Origin of the sequence: Motilimonas pumila (assembly GCF_003596335.1) — a bacterium.
GTDB classification, from domain to species: domain Bacteria; phylum Pseudomonadota; class Gammaproteobacteria; order Enterobacterales; family CBDFNC01; genus Motilimonas; species Motilimonas pumila.
In genome coordinates this window covers 28599-43638 of sequence record NZ_QZCH01000010.1, presented here as the reverse complement: position 1 = coordinate 43638, position 15040 = coordinate 28599, and the positions used below count along the sequence as shown (strand labels likewise).

Here is a 15040-nt window from a genome sequence, read left to right as displayed (position 1 = left end):
ATAGTTAATGAAAAATTTGTTTAAAGTATCGCTTTTAGCGGGCGCAGTATTTGCGGCCACAGGTTGTCAAGAAAAAGAAGCACAAGTCGCACCGGAAGCGGCGAAAGCTGAAGAAGCCAAAGCGGTGACGCTACCAGCCGAAGCATCAGCAGAAACTGCAACTACAACTGCAGAATTTGCTAGCGAAGATGCAAAAGCAGCTTACGCGATTGGCGTATCTGTTTCTCGTTACATTCAAAAAACAATGGGCGAGCAAGAAGCATTGGGAATGTCTTTAGACAAAGAGCAAATCATTGCCGGTATCTCTGACGCATTACGTGATGAACTTAAACTCAACGACGAAGAAGTGGTTGCAACACTGCAAGCTTACGACAAAAAGCTAAGCGAAGTAGCGCAAGCTAAACAAGCTGAAGCAGCTGCAAAGGCTAAAGAAGAATCAGCTAAGTACTTAGCTGAAAATGCCAAGAAAGAAGGCATTACCACTACAGATTCAGGTCTGCAGTACCAAGTGTTGACTGCGGGTAAAGGTGGTGATAAACCACAAGCGGCAGACACAGTAACAGTTCACTATGAAGGTCGCCTCACTGACGGCACCGTGTTCGATAGCTCAGTTTCTCGTGGTCAACCTGCAACGTTCCCGCTAAACCGTGTTATCCCAGGCTGGACTGAAGGCGTACAGCTGATGGAAGTTGGCTCTAAATACCAGTTTACTATCCCTTCTGAGCTAGCTTACGGTGAGCAAGGCGCTGGCAATATTCCGCCGCACTCTGCACTCGTATTTGATGTAGAGCTTATCTCTATTGCTGGTGGCGAAGAAGCTCCTGCTCAGCCTGCTATTGAAGCTGAAAAAGTAGAAGCTGAAACAAAAGCTGCGGAATAAGCCGGCACGACAAAATCAAAAAGGGAGCCGATGGCTCCCTTTTTTTATGTCTTTATGTTTACTGGTTTGACGCGAAGAGCAGCCTATCAGTATTTATGCCGTTACGTGTTTGCTGTGCAAGGTTTCTAGCAACTGATCTTCAAGGGCAAATCTTTGTTCCATAATTTGACCTAATTGAGATAAGTCCAAATCAAACGATGCTGCATGCTCATCAAGTTCAGCTTCTGCATACTTGTCGTTAAAAGCGAGCGCTGTGTCCGTGGTATCAGAAATTTTGGGGTAGAGCTCTTTAGCAAGAGTGACACTCGCTTTACCATGGCTTTCACATTTGGAAACGACTTGGTCGTAAATTTCAAAATGGCCAGTAGATAAATAATCCACCAGCACCTGGCAAAATTCCTGCACCTTTTCTGGGCTAGGCAGGGTTTGTTCATCTTTGTTGTAAGGCGGTAAACCTGCTAATTCACAATAACCGACAAGTACGGTTTGGCGATCATTTAGCCAGTTATCAATGATGTGTGACGAACCGCCCCATTCCAATTTTGCTTGTTCAAGTTTTGTTAGCATTGTTTATCCTTGGCATTTTATTCTGGCATACTGTTATAAGTAATGAAATCTGACCTTATCGTCAACAGTAATTTGGTTACTTAAACGGCGTTCATGTATAACTGTGAGCTATATGGAAATTGTGGAGAGAAGAAACTTGCAAAATAATCAACTAGTTCTGAATCAGACTGAAAATAGCTGGTGGTTTATTCTGGCGGGTGGAAAAATTTTAGTCTCTCATATGAGTTGTGCAATTCCTTTTGGAAGCTTGCAAGAGTTACCATTTCCCGACATTTTGCCCGAGTCCGTGTTACCGATAGGGGAGTATGATGCGAGCCCATGTTATTTGGTGGACCTAGGTCAGGAAGAACAAGACATGGGCATGGGCGAATTTCGCCCGTTGCGCTATTTGCTAAGCCGAACCGATGAATCGCTGTTTAATATGGCGGGCCGTGCGGTGCAAATAGCCAACTTTTTAGATACACATCGCTTTTGCGGGCGCTGCGGCAATACCATGACACACATCGACTGGGAGCTGGCGTTGAAGTGTTACGATTGTGGCCATCGTTGCTATCCGCGTATATCGCCTTGCATTATTGTGGCAATTCGCAAAGATAAGCGCATACTACTGGCAAACCATGTACGCCATAATCAGCCAGGAAATGAAATCTTTACCACCTTAGCCGGGTTTGTCGAAGCGGGAGAGACCTTAGAACAATGCGTGCAACGAGAGGTGTTTGAAGAAGCGGGCATTAAGGTAAAAAATATCAGTTATGTGAAAAGTCAGCCCTGGCCGTTCCCGCATTCACTGATGATGGGATTTGTAGCGGATTATGACAGTGGTGATATTCATATAGATCCAAATGAATTGCAGGCAGCCGACTGGTTTAGCTTTGATCAGTTACCGCTCTTACCTCCAGAGGGCACTCTGGCTCGAGCATTAATTGAGAAGATCCGCCACCGTTGCCGTTAGGTCACAAAGAAACGCTCTTAGCAAGCTTGCGCTTACAAGCGTTTCGCTTCCCCTTTAGCTTTGTTACAATCCGCTCAGAAATGCGATAAATGGACCTCCAATGAGCGAATTAAAAAACGACCGTTACTTACGTGCTTTATTAAAGCAACCTGTAGACCAAACTCCAGTGTGGATGATGCGACAAGCCGGGCGTTACTTGCCTGAATACAAAGCAACCCGTGCGCAAGCGGGTGACTTTATGTCTCTGTGTAAAAATGCGGATTTAGCTTGTGAAGTGACGTTGCAACCACTGCGTCGTTATGCCTTGGACGCGGCCATTTTATTCTCTGACATATTGACCATTCCCGATGCGATGGGATTAGGCCTGTATTTTGAAACCGGTGAAGGCCCTAAGTTTGAACGCCCGATTACTTGCAAGGCTGATATTGAAAAGCTCATCATGCCTGATCCAGAAGGTGAGTTGCAGTATGTGATGAATGCAGTACGTACAATTCGCCGCGAGCTAAAGGGTGAAGTTCCTCTTATTGGTTTTTCAGGGAGCCCTTGGACGCTAGCCACTTACATGGTAGAGGGCGGCTCTTCAAAGGCATTTACCAAAATTAAGAAAATGGCGTTCGCCGAGCCCAAATTATTGCACTTGTTATTAGACAAAGTGGCCGACTCTGTGATTGATTATTTGAATGCACAGGTCGCTGCTGGTGCGCAATCTTTGATGATCTTTGATACTTGGGGTGGCGTGTTGTCACCGCGCGATTACAAAGAGTTTTCGCTGCAGTACATGGAGAAAATTGTCGCCGGACTACAACGAGAAAATGATGGCCGTCGTGTCCCCGTTACCTTATTTACCAAAAATGGTGGTATGTGGCTAGAAGCCATTGCGGCTACGGGTTGTGATGCTGTCGGCCTAGATTGGACCATTGATATTGCCGATGCCAAAGCACGAGTGGGTGATAAGGTAGCATTACAAGGCAATATGGATCCTTCTATGCTTTACGCCTCTCCAGAACGTATTCGCCAAGAAGTGGCGACTATTTTAGAAGGTTATGGCCATAATAATACCGGCCATGTATTTAACTTAGGACACGGTATTCACCTCGATGTAGACCCTGAACATGCAGGCGTCTTTATTAAAGCAGTGAATGAGTTAAGTCGGCCTTATCATAAATAAGCCGAAAACGTTAAGGCCACTTCGGTGGCTTTTTTTATGCCCGCATACTGCGCTTTTACATTTTATTAACAACTGGTATGATAGTGAAACTATTGCATAATAGGATTTCAGCCAATGTCTGTAATAGCGCAAACTAAACGACTGACACTGCGACACTTTACCCTTGATGATCTTGAGCGTGTTCATGCCATAATGTCCAATCGCCAAGTCATGAAATATTCTATGTCGGGCCCGCTTAGTAAACAGCAATCAGCTACATTTTTGCAAAACATCCTCGATACTTATCAATCAAAAGGCTACAGCTTGTGGGCGGTTGAAAGCATAGAACATCAACAACTTGTTGGCTTTTGTGGTCACTTTTTTCATCGCTTTCAAGGTGAAGACGAAGTTGAACTGGCTTATCGGTTACACCCGGATTTTTGGGGGGTTGGCATTGCGAGCGAAGCGGCACAGGCTGCCAGTGAATACGCTTTTCGTGAACTTGGCTTGACGCGATTAATCTCTTTTATTTCACAAAAGAATGCGGCGTCTATCAAAGTGGCTGAGAATTCGGGATTTGAACTCGAGCAAGAAACGGAAATGTTTGAAACACCGGTCCTGGTGTATAGCTTGAAGAAGGGATAAAAGCTGTGAGAAGTGAGAATATTTGCTCCATGATTGGAGCTATTCTCTGTGTTCTGCTTATTAATAATGTTGCATTTCTGTGTAAATACAGAAGGAAGGTTTATAATTTACTTACTTTACTTTTTTAGCTTTTTTCTTGTTGCTGAAAAGGCCCGCTAGGTTCAAGCTTGCTTTACGTTGAGCTTCACGCTCTTGAAGTGTTGCACGACCAAAATCTGCTGCTGCGTTACCAAATAACATAATGTTACCTCTCTGTTTATTTAACTGTTTGTTTTTGTGTGTTCTCTTTGAGAACAGTTTCATAATACTGCTACCGAACAAATCGCGCAAGTACTTTTTGTAATAAATTTACAGAAAAAAGTGATCTAGGGTGTGTCGTTTAGGTTTTTTTGTGAGGTTAATCATCATTAATGATTGAATCGCTTCGCTTTAGGTTGCAAAGTTACCTTTTAGTGTGATTTTGGCTTGGTTTTTTGTTCGCGTTTTCTTTTTTTGTAATTTTAAAACAAGAAAGGGCGCAATGGCGCCCTTTCTTGGTGTAGTCAGTGTTAGCTCTGGCTGTCGTTAAAGCTTTTTCCACACCCCCCAGTCGCCAGTTTGCTCAGGGTTATCCCCTTGCGTCCACCATCTGGCTTCGTAGGTAACACCGTTTGCAGTCACTTGTTGGCCGCTGGTATAAACGGTATCTGCACTCCAGCTGCCTTGAACAGGCGCTTGAGTTGGCTGAGTCGGCACTGTGGTGGGCTTTGTTACGTTGCCATAACAACCCACTTCGGTCCAAAACCAGTTACCGCCAGCGCGTGGTGCTTCCCATACGCCAGGGTTGTTCTTAGCCTCATAACAAGCTCCCATATAGGATACGACGTCACCGTTATTAACCTGAGTTAAGCCCGCAATCCAAGTTGGCGGAGGCGGTGGAGGGCAGCTTAGACTTTGACGGCCATCATCATAAACAGGGCAAGGTGGCCAAGTTATTGGTGGCTCAGTCACAGGTGGTTCTGTTACAACTATAGGTGTGGCTGGTAAGCATGTCGGCGCCATGCCACCGTAGATAAGCTCTCCATCACAACCGATAACGGGCGGTTGGGTTGGGGGGGGAGTGACCGGCACACAAGTAGGGGCTATGTCACCGTAGATAAGATCGCCATCACAACCAACAACCGGCGGCTGGGTCGGCGGTGGCGGTGTAGGTGTTACGGTGACGGGTGGCAATGATGGCGGTGGCACATCATCGGTTGGGATCAGTGTTGGCGGTAACGTAGGCTTTTCGGTTACTGGCACATAACCCGTTAGACCGTCATGTATTGCGTTTAGGATGTCGCCGTTATCCGCGTCAATTTCCCACGAAAACATACCTGCTAGGCCTAGCTCTCGTGCGTATGCACCTTTGGTCTTGGTTGAGCGTGCGTCATCAAAAGTAATTAACTGACCAGTAGTACGGTTCCACACGTAAGGCGCTTGCGCTTGCTCGTCGTAGCCGTATTCAAAGCCGTTGATGCCTTGATTGTTAGCCCCAAGCATATACTTTTTAATGCCTTTATAATCAATTACGCCTGCTTCCCATACGCCCTGAGTTGTTGTTCCTGTGAGTTTACCGTTACCTGTGCCTGTCATAGGGTTGTTAGGATCTGTCAAGCTAGGAGGCATTACGCCGTCCCAACCACGACCGTACATAGCAGCACCTAGTACGAGTTTTTTCGCGGGCACACCTTGCGCCAGCAGCAGTTGGATACCGTTGTCAGCTGTGTAAGCAGGACCTTTGAAAGGCACGCCTTCAGCATCTACACCAGAGCCATCACACTGGCCTGGAGCCATGAATGAACCACAGTAAAGTGCAGTTTGGTGACCTGGTACGTTGTTCCAGCCGCCGTAGAAATCGTAAGTCATCGCGAAGATGTAGTCCATGTACTGAACCGCTTGAGCGTAGTCAACGTCTTCGATTTTGTCGTAACCTACACCGATAGCAGAAGTAACTTCATATTCTTTACCTGTTTCTAGCGAAAGCTCGTCAAGCATAGCGCGAAGCTCTGCCATTAGGGCAACGTATGCTGGGCCGTCGTTTACAGGGTCACCTAAGCTTGCGTTTTCACCGCCGCCACCAGGGAATTCCCAGTCGATGTCCACACCGTCGAAGAACTTCCAAGTTTTTAAGAACTTTTTAACCGATGCGACGAATACATCACGGTTAGCTTTGTCAGTGAAGTCAAAGAATGGGTCAGACAGTGTCCAGCCTCCGACAGAGGGCAGAATTTTCAGGTCTGGATAGCGCTTTTTAAGCGCCATCATCATCGCATAGTTACCTTTAATAGGCGTGTTGAAGTTATGGCCCGCTTGCTTAAAGATCTTTTGATAAGCCGCAAACGGATCGTGAATCACGACTTCATAGTCATTAACGTCCTGACAAGCGACTTGCAGCGCCTTAAAGCTACTGCCGCCAACAGATTTTAGTGATTCGTTAGGGCCACAAATTGGAATGAAGCCGTAAAGAATGTGAGTTAGGTTATCCGCAGGGATGTTGTCCACAGTGTAATCGCGGGCAAAAATGCCCCATTCAACAAAGTAAGTACCCACCACTGTGTTTTTATCAGTGTTGTAAGTTTTGTTGTTAGGGTCGATGTTCATTGTTAGCGGCGCTAAGTGAGAACCATCTGTATCAGCTAGCGTTAGTTCAGCAGCAGCACTTGCAGTACAGCCAGTGCTATCACATGCTTCGATAACTACTTGGTAAACACCACCTTTAGAGTATTTGAAGCTAGTAGTAGTTTGGCTGCCAGTGATAGGGCCAGTTGCTACTTCAATGCCGTCAAATAATACGCGGTAAGTGTCACCAGGAGTACCAGACCACTGGTTGAATTTGATGCCGATTTCAGCTTCTTCATTGTACTGAACCATGGAGTTGTAACCAGAGGTTGTGTCCATTGCCAGTTGAATTTTAGAGAACTGAAGGTTGTTAGAGCCGTACAAGTCGATGCTTGGCGCTGCTGGAGCAGCCATTACGCTGCCACTTACTGCCGCTAAGATAGAAGCGGCCAGTAGATTTTTTTTCATTAGTCGAATCCTTTGACTGAATGCAAAAATAGGATTGGTTGTAACTAAGATTACGACTGATAGCTGCAAAGCATACTAAGGTGCTTTATCAAATCTAAAACTCAACCAAGAGTGTGTTACCTGAGATAAACAGGTAAAACTTATACTATGAGAGCGAGGTGATAAGTCGATTTAAAAGAGCATTAAATAAAGTGCTAGTTGTTTGTTTTAGTGATAAACATCAACAACTTGCTAACCTTTTTAGCGATTTAGGGTGAGCGTCTAAAATCACAAAGGGGCGCAGGTGCTCAATGAAAAATAAAAGAATTCTTGTTTCAGTTTAATGAGTTAAAGTTTTTTCCACACGCCTAGTTGTCAGATTGTTTAGGGTATCTCCTTGGGCTTTATAAGCAACACCATTAAACAATGCACTGGCGATCAGGCACAAAAAAGGGACGCATATGCGTCCCTTAAAAGCGATTTAGTAAAAGATTAATCTAATAGATTAAAGCTTTTTCCAAACACCCCAGTCGCCAGCTTGCTCAGGGTTGTCGCCTTGTGTCCACCACTTAGCTTCGTAAGTTACACCGTTTACAGTCACTTGTTGACCGCCAGTGTAAACTGCACTTGCATCCCAGTTAGAACCGCCACCAGGAATAGTTGGCGCTTCAGTAACTACAGGTGCATCAGTAGGTGTTACTACACCACCTTCACATGGAACTTCAGTCCAGAACCAGTTACCACCTGCTTTAGGTGCTTCCCAAGTACCTGGGTTGTTCTTAGCTTGGAAACATGCGCCCATGTAAGAAACAACGTCGCCATTTGCTACTTTAGTAGAACCAGCAACCCATGGAGTAACGCCAGTTACAGGAGCTTCAGTTACAGGCGCTTCAGTTACAGGCGCTTCAGTTACAGGCGCTTCAGTTACAGGCGCTTCAGTTACAGGAGCCTCAGTTACAGGCGCTTCAGTTACAGGCGCTTCAGTTACAGGCGCTTCAGTTACAGGCGCTTCAGTTACAGGCGCTTCAGTTACAGGCGCTTCAGTTACAGGTACTTCTGTTACTGGTGGCTCAGTAGGTACTGGAGTTACAGGAACGTAACCTGCTAGACCTTCATGCATTGCATTAAGGATGTCGCCGTTATCTGCGTCAATTTCCCAAGAGAAGATACCCGCTAGACCTAGGTCACGTACGTACGCACCTTTAGTCTTAGTTGAGCGATCGTCATCAAAAGTAATTAACTGACCAGTAGAACGGTTCCATACGTAAGGCGCTTGCGCTTGCTCGTCGTAGCCGTACTCAAAGCCGTTGATGCCTTGGTTGTTAGCACCAAGCATGTACTCTTTGATACCTTTGTAATCAATTACGCCAGCTTCCCATACACCCTGTGCTTTAGTACCAGTAAGTTTACCGTTACCTGTACCTGTCATTGGGTCATTTGGATCCGTTAGGCTAGATGGCATTACACCGTCCCAACCACGACCGTACATAGCAGCACCTAGTACTAGTTTGTTCGCAGGTACACCTTGCGCTAGTAGTAGTTGAATACCGTTGTCAGCTGTGTAAGCAGGACCTTTGAAAGGTACGCCTTCAGCATCTACACCTGTGCCATCACACTGGCCTGGAGCCATGAATGAACCACAGTAAAGTGCAGTTTGGTGACCTGGTACGTTGTTCCAGCCGCCGTAGAAATCGTAAGTCATCGCGAAGATGTAGTCCATGTGCTGAACCGCTTGACCGTAGTCAACGTCTTCGATTTTGTCGTAACCTACACCGATAGCAGAAGTAACTTCGTACTCTTTACCTGTTTCTAACGATAGCTCGTCAAGCATAGCGCGAAGCTCTGCCATTAGGGCAATGTATGCTGGGCCGTCGTTTACAGGGTCACCTAGGCTTGCGTTTTCACCGCCGCCACCAGGGAATTCCCAGTCGATGTCCACACCGTCGAAGAATTTCCAAGTTTGTAGGAATTTCTTAGTAGAAGCTACGAATACATCACGGTTAGCTTTGTCAGTGAAGTCAAAGAATGGGTCAGACAGTGTCCAACCACCGATAGAAGGTACGATCTTCAGGTCAGGGTAGCGGTTTTTAAGCGCCATCATCATCGCGAAGTTACCTTTAATAGGCGTGTTGAAGTCATGACCAGCTTGCTTGAAGCTCTTCTGGTATGCAGCCCATGGGTCGTGAATAACTACTTCGTAGTCGTTAACGCCTTGACACGCAGTTTTCAGTGCGTTGTAGCTGTTACCGCCAACAGATTTCAGAGATTCGTTAGGACCACAAATTGGAATGAAGCCGTAAAGAATGTGAGTTAGGTTGTCAGCTGGGATGTTGTCCACAGTGTAACCACGCTCATAGATACCCCACTCAACAAAGTAAGTACCAACAACAGTGTTCTTGTCAGTGTTGTAAGTTTTGTTGTTAGGGTCGATGTTCATTGTTAGCGGAGCTAAGTGAGAACCATCTGTATCAGCTAGCGTTAGTTCAGCAGCAGCACTTGCAGTACAGCCAGTGCTATCACATGCTTCGATAACTACTTGGTAAACACCACCTTTAGAGTATTTGAAGCTAGTAGTAGTTTGGCTGCCAGTGATAGGGCCAGTTGCTACTTCAACGCCGTCAAATAATACGCGGTAAGTGTCACCAGGAGTACCTGACCACTGGTTGAATTTGATGCCGATTTCAGCTTCTTCATTGTACTGAACCATGGAGTTGTAACCAGAGGTTGTGTCCATTGCCAGTTGAATTTTAGAAAACTGAAGGTTGTTAGAGCCGTACATGTCGATGCTTGGCGCTGCTGGAGCAGCCATTACGCTGCCACTTACTGCCGCTAAGATAGAAGCAGCTAATAGATTTCTCTTCATAAGTCCATTCCTTTGACTAGTCATTTGAGAATTCGAAGAAAATTTGAAGTAGACGCAAGGGAAAGCAGCAGAGATAGAGTACAACAAAGGTAAGTAAGCATTACTTAACCGATATCCATATCACGTTGTTTTGCCTTTCCTTGGCATCAACACCTGTTTGTTAGAATGGCCTCCTGGCCTAAAACAAGTGCTATCAAATCTTTAGTCTAACCATAGACTGATATCTAATATAGGCGGTTATATTGGGATGAGCAATATCATAAGAGCATTAAATGAGTGTTAGATATTCGTAAATTGGAGTTAGATCATACTAATATCGATGATCTTATTTTTATTTTTTGATTGTGTCTGTTAAAGACGCTTTAAACGATATGTGTAAATAAGCTTTTAATTTTAAATGATTTATTAAAAAAGGGAGCCTAGGCTCCCTTTTTTGTTGAGGTTAGATTGAGCTATTGTTTATAGCTTTTTCCAAACTCCCCAGTCACCAGACTGCTCTGGGTTATCACCTTGTGTCCACCATTTAGCTTGGTAAGTAACACCGTTAACTACGACTTCGTCACCGCCGTTGTAAACTGCTGCGGCATCCCAGTTTGACCCAGGAAGTGTAGGTTCGTCAGTTGGAATAACAGGTTCGTCTGTTACTACTGGCGTATCCGTTGGTGTAATCACAGCCCCGTCACATGGCACTTCAGTCCAGAACCAGTTACCGCCAGCAACAGGAGATTCCCATACGCCAGGGTTGTTCTTCGCTTCAAAACATGCGCCGTTGAATGAAACCACGTCACCGTTGGCTACTTTAGTTGAACCGGCAACCCAAGGGGTCGCGTTTGTTGGCGGCTCAGTAGGTGGTACGTCAGTAGGTGGTACGTCAGTAGGTGGTACGTCAGTAGGTGGTACGTCAGTAGGTGGTACGTCAGTAGGTGGTACGTCAGTAGGTGGTACGTCAGTAGGTGGTACGTCAGTAGGTGGTACGTCAGTAGGCGGTACGTCAGTAGGTGGTACGTCAGTAGGTGGTACGTCAGTAGGCGGTACGTCAGTAGGCGGTGGAGTGATAACCACGTTGCCTTGTAAGCTTTCTTGCATGGCGTTGAGAATATCACCGTTGTCGGCGTCAATCTCCCAAGAGAATAGACCCGCAAAGCCGTTGTCCTTCACATATTGGCCTTTAGCCATTACAGAACGCTTATCATCATACGTGATAAGGTCACCCGTCGCTGGGTTCCATGCGTAAGGGGCTTCAGCCGCTTCATCATAGAATTTTTGCACTGATGGGTTATTGATGTAATCACGAACCACGTCTTTGTAGTCGATAACACCCGCTTCCCATGAGCCTTTCACTTTACCGTTACCCACACCTGTCATTGGGTTAGTTGGATCAGTCATTGAGGCTTCTGTTACGCCAGTCCAGCCGCGTGCGTACATTGCTGCACCCACCACCAGTTTGTTAGCGGGCACGCCTTTTTCAAGCAGTAGGTTGATGCCGTTAGCACTGGTGTAAGCTGGACCTTTACGTGGTTTACCTTCGTCATCTAGACCTGTACCGTTACATTCGTCAGCAGTCATGTGGCTGCCGCAATACAGCGCGGTTTGATGACCTACCACGTTGTTCCAACCACCGTAGTAGTCATAAGTCATGGCGAAGATGTAGTCCATGTGAGGCACTGCATCAATGTAGTTTACGTCTTCAATTTTGTCGTAGCCGACGCCAACCGCAGAAGTTAGCTGATACTCTCTGCCTGTTTCTGCTGACAATTCGTCTAGCATCGCGCGCAGTTCTTTCATTAGGTCTGCGTATGCTTGGCCGTCGAGATCCGGGTTACCCTTAGTTGGGTGTGCACCTTGACCACCTGGGTATTCCCAGTCAATGTCGATACCGTCAAAGAATTTCCAGGTTTGTAGGAATTTTTTCGCTGATGCAACAAAGATGTCGCGCTTCGACTTGTCTACAAAGTCGTAGAATGGGTCAGACAGCGTCCAGCCACCCACAGAAGGCAGGATTTTTAGATCTGGGTAGCGTTGTTTCAACGCCATCATTTGACCGTAAGTGCCTTTGTAAGGTGTTGAATGAATATGGTCGCCTTGTGGCATTTGTACTGCAGCCCACGGGTCATGGATAACCATTTCATAATCTGCAGTGCCGGCACAAGCGCGGTTAAGTGCTGCTAGGCTGTTACCGTTTTCAATTTCACCTAAAGATTCGTTTGGACCACAAATTGGCACAAAGCCGTAAATGATATGAGTTAAGTTCTGCGCTGGAATTTCATCTACAGAGAATTTACGACCGTAAACGCCCCATTCCACAAAGTAAGTACCCACAACGGTATTTTCCGGAGTGGTGTAATTACCATTGCTTGGATCAACTTTCATATCCAGCGGATCTAAATGGCTGCCGTCAGTATCAGCAACAACGATATTTTTCGCCGCACTTTCGCTACATGCGCCAGTATCGTCACAAAGCTTGACGGTCAGTGCGTATTGCCCACCGGTTTTAACCAACAGGTCAACCACGCCTTTTTGCACGGGTGTATCAGCGATAGCTTCTTGGTGAACGACTTCACCGTTTAATAATACCTGCCAAGACGTACCAGGTGCGCCTGACCACATATCCCAAGCTACTGGGACAGTAGCACCGTCTTTGATAGTAACCAGGTCTTTGTATGCGCTGGCCGCTTGGTCTACTTCGATGATGGCGAAGTTTTCTTCCATCCACTGTACGATAGGTTGACCTGGCGCTGCCATAGCAGTACCACTGATCCCCATGGCTACAGCCATAGCAAGTGAATTACGAACGAAGTGATTTGAGCTCTTCTTCATGAGTCTGTTCCTTTGACTAAAACACGAAAGAACACAATCTATACGCTGAATTGAGTAAGGAAAGCAGAAACAGAGCGGCAATACATACGTTGCATCCTGTCACAGTACGCCAATCCTTGGCATATCAGCGGGCTTCTAAAACTGGTCTCCTGACCAAGAAACGCACTAAATTGTGTATTGAGCCTCAATATTGAGGGCTGCCCTAACGTTAGCGCTAGTTAGTGTTTGATGCGAATAATTTTTAGCCGAATGAGATCTTGGTCATTTTTCTTTGAGGTTTTTAAGTGAAGTGTTAATACCTATCGATATATAACATGCGTTGACTTTTTGAGCTTGTTTTTACAGCAGTTTATTGGCAATTGATGCGAGGCAGAGGTTTTGTGATGTCGGTATTCTAGATAACAAGCGGTAACCGAGCCTGAAAGCTTCGCCTCACATCGTTTTATGCTTTGCTAAGTAACAATCAGCGCTGCTGATAATGTCATACATTGCTGGGCATAATTAAAGGGGTTTTATCTCGAACACATTGGAATTCGCATAGAAGTTAACCTCGAAAGGCCAGCATGCCTTAATAACCTTTTTTTAAATCAATAGGGTATATCAAAGCTTCGTGATTTAAAAAGCGGCCTAAATTGTCGCAGAAAATATCAACGACTTGAGCTGGTATGCTTACGGCGGCATTGTGCGGCGTAATAGTGGCATTGGGTTGTTGCCATAATGCATCACTTGCAGGTAAAGGTTCAACGTCAAAAACATCCAATACAGCATGGCCAATTTCTTTCTCGATTAAAGCCTGTAATAAGTCGCTTTGATGCACGGTGCTGCCGCGACCTACATTGATAAATATTGCCGAAGGCTTCATCTTCTGAAAGGCTTGTCGCGCAAATAAATGCCGATTGTGGGCAGTACTGGGGAGGGTATTGACCACTATGTCTGCGAGGGTGAGGGCATCAAGTAAATGTTGGGGGGCAACGCATTGTTTGAAGTGTTTTCGGGCCGTGCCTGCGCGGTTCATCCCTATGACATTTAAACCAAAGCTTTTGGCTGCTTTAGCAAGCGCAGAGCCGATGTCGCCAGTGCCAGCAATCAACATGGTGCTACCAACCAAAGATTGGTAAGGGGCAGCAGACCATATTTGTTGCTGCTGTTGGCGTCGATATTGGCCAATATGGCGGCTAAGTTGTAACACGTGCCCAAAAACATACTCAACCATCAGCGGGCCAAATATGCCTTTGACGCCAGTCAATTGGTAACTATGTTTGGTGCTGGCTTGGGTGAGGGCATCTACTCCCGCAAAAGTAGATTGCAGCCAACTTAATTGGCTTAAGTGCTCAAGGTGAGGAGCGATTAAGCTCGGCTCGGCCAAGGCGATGGTAATTTTTTGCTGCAAGGCCCCGATAGACTCTATATTATCAGTGCAAATCATATTTACACCGCTTGGCAGGCGATCTTGTAATAACTCTTGGTATAGTGGGGCAGAGTGACTTAACACTAACAGCGTTGTTTTCATGCTCTCTAACCTTAAAAATAGGAAATCACGTGGCGGATAAACTCAATAAGCAACTTCGAAATCTTCTCCCTTGGCAACAGGTCGCATTTTGTGTCGGATTAGCTGAGAGAATGTACCCTAATTATGTCTTATTCAGTGAAGGCACCGAGTTCGGCGGTGAAGCTACCTTTCGTAAAATGTTAGACCTATTTTGGGAAAACCTCACGGTTAAGGGAGCAAAAGTGAATTTTGAAACCCAAAGTGAAAAGTTCGAAGAGGCGATTCCGAATGTGGCCGATTATGATATGTACGGTGTTTATCCAGCGTTAGATGCCTGTGTTGCTTTATCATGTGCTTTCAATGCCGTGTTAACCAAAGCGGATGATGAAGCGGTGAATGCCAGTCAAACGTCGATTGGTACGGTTTCAAGCTTTATTGAAGCAACCAGTGAAGCTGAGTTAACGGAGCAAGAGATTTGGCAAGATGAATTAATCCAACAAGAGTTGGCGTTTCAAGAAGAGTTGCTAACCTTACTTGATGAGCAAAGAAGCCCTGATTTATTAAAAGCGGTACGCAAATTTTGTCGTAATGAAGGGATTAGCAATATCGGCATTAGCCTCGAGTAGCAGATCATAAAAACCGAATAAGCAGGT

At 45.8% G+C, this 15040-nt stretch carries 11 protein-coding genes; 5 read left to right on the top strand and 6 right to left on the bottom strand.

Annotated features, from left to right (window positions below; translation table 11 throughout):
* Positions 1 to 7: 7 nt before the first annotated feature.
* Entirely contained in the window at positions 8 to 880 is an 873-nt protein-coding gene (gene fkpA / locus D1Z90_RS09260; protein ID WP_119910473.1) for an FKBP-type peptidyl-prolyl cis-trans isomerase, read from the top strand.
* A 93-nt stretch (positions 881 to 973) separates the two neighbouring features.
* Here fkpA and rsd read toward each other — a convergent pair whose 3' ends face one another.
* Positions 974 to 1447: a sigma D regulator gene (gene rsd, locus D1Z90_RS09255; protein WP_119910472.1), complete on the bottom strand. Its 474-nt coding sequence runs from the start codon at positions 1445 to 1447 to the stop codon at positions 974 to 976.
* 136 nt (positions 1448 to 1583) lie between these two features.
* Here rsd and nudC point away from each other — a divergent pair, with 136 nt between their 5' ends.
* The 3 genes from nudC (at position 1584) to D1Z90_RS09240 (ending at position 4191) form a co-directional block, all read left to right on the top strand.
* Entirely contained in the window at positions 1584 to 2399 is an 816-nt protein-coding gene (gene nudC / locus D1Z90_RS09250; protein WP_232525229.1) for an NAD(+) diphosphatase, read from the top strand.
* 100 nt (positions 2400 to 2499) lie between these two features.
* On the top strand, positions 2500 to 3567 hold the full coding sequence (gene hemE / locus D1Z90_RS09245; RefSeq protein WP_119910470.1) for a uroporphyrinogen decarboxylase: 1068 nt from the start codon (positions 2500 to 2502) through the stop codon (positions 3565 to 3567).
* A 114-nt stretch (positions 3568 to 3681) separates the two neighbouring features.
* A complete protein-coding gene (locus D1Z90_RS09240) occupies positions 3682 to 4191 on the top strand; it encodes a GNAT family N-acetyltransferase (protein WP_119910469.1) in 510 nt (169 codons plus the stop codon).
* A gap of 111 nt (positions 4192 to 4302) precedes the next feature.
* On the opposite strand, the gene D1Z90_RS21185 is transcribed toward D1Z90_RS09240, so the two are convergent.
* The 5 genes from D1Z90_RS21185 to D1Z90_RS09220 all read right to left on the bottom strand — a co-directional run bounded on the left by D1Z90_RS21185 (position 4303) and on the right by D1Z90_RS09220 (position 14408).
* Positions 4303 to 4494 (bottom strand): hypothetical protein, encoded by a 192-nt coding sequence (locus D1Z90_RS21185; RefSeq protein ID WP_147378749.1) that lies wholly within the window; start codon positions 4492 to 4494, stop codon positions 4303 to 4305.
* Positions 4495 to 4755: 261 nt separating this feature from the next.
* The gene (locus tag D1Z90_RS09235) at positions 4756 to 7239 is read right to left on the bottom strand and encodes a glycosyl hydrolase family 18 protein (RefSeq protein WP_119910468.1); all 2484 of its coding nucleotides are present in this window, start codon (positions 7237 to 7239) and stop codon (positions 4756 to 4758) included.
* Between the two features lie 484 nt (positions 7240 to 7723).
* Positions 7724 to 10081, bottom strand: a complete 2358-nt coding sequence (locus tag D1Z90_RS09230) for a glycosyl hydrolase family 18 protein (protein WP_198419088.1) — start codon at positions 10079 to 10081, stop codon at positions 7724 to 7726.
* Positions 10082 to 10540: 459 nt separating this feature from the next.
* On the bottom strand, positions 10541 to 12898 hold the full coding sequence (locus tag D1Z90_RS09225; protein WP_119910466.1) for a glycosyl hydrolase family 18 protein: 2358 nt from the start codon (positions 12896 to 12898) through the stop codon (positions 10541 to 10543).
* A gap of 568 nt (positions 12899 to 13466) precedes the next feature.
* Positions 13467 to 14408 carry a D-2-hydroxyacid dehydrogenase gene (locus D1Z90_RS09220; RefSeq protein WP_119910465.1) on the bottom strand — a complete coding sequence of 314 codons (942 nt, stop codon included), beginning with the start codon at positions 14406 to 14408 and terminating at the stop codon, positions 13467 to 13469.
* A 29-nt stretch (positions 14409 to 14437) separates the two neighbouring features.
* On the opposite strand from D1Z90_RS09220, the gene D1Z90_RS09215 reads away from it, so the two are divergent.
* Positions 14438 to 15013, top strand: a complete 576-nt coding sequence (locus D1Z90_RS09215) for a YjaG family protein (RefSeq protein ID WP_119910464.1) — start codon at positions 14438 to 14440, stop codon at positions 15011 to 15013.
* Positions 15014 to 15040: the final 27 nt, after the last annotated feature.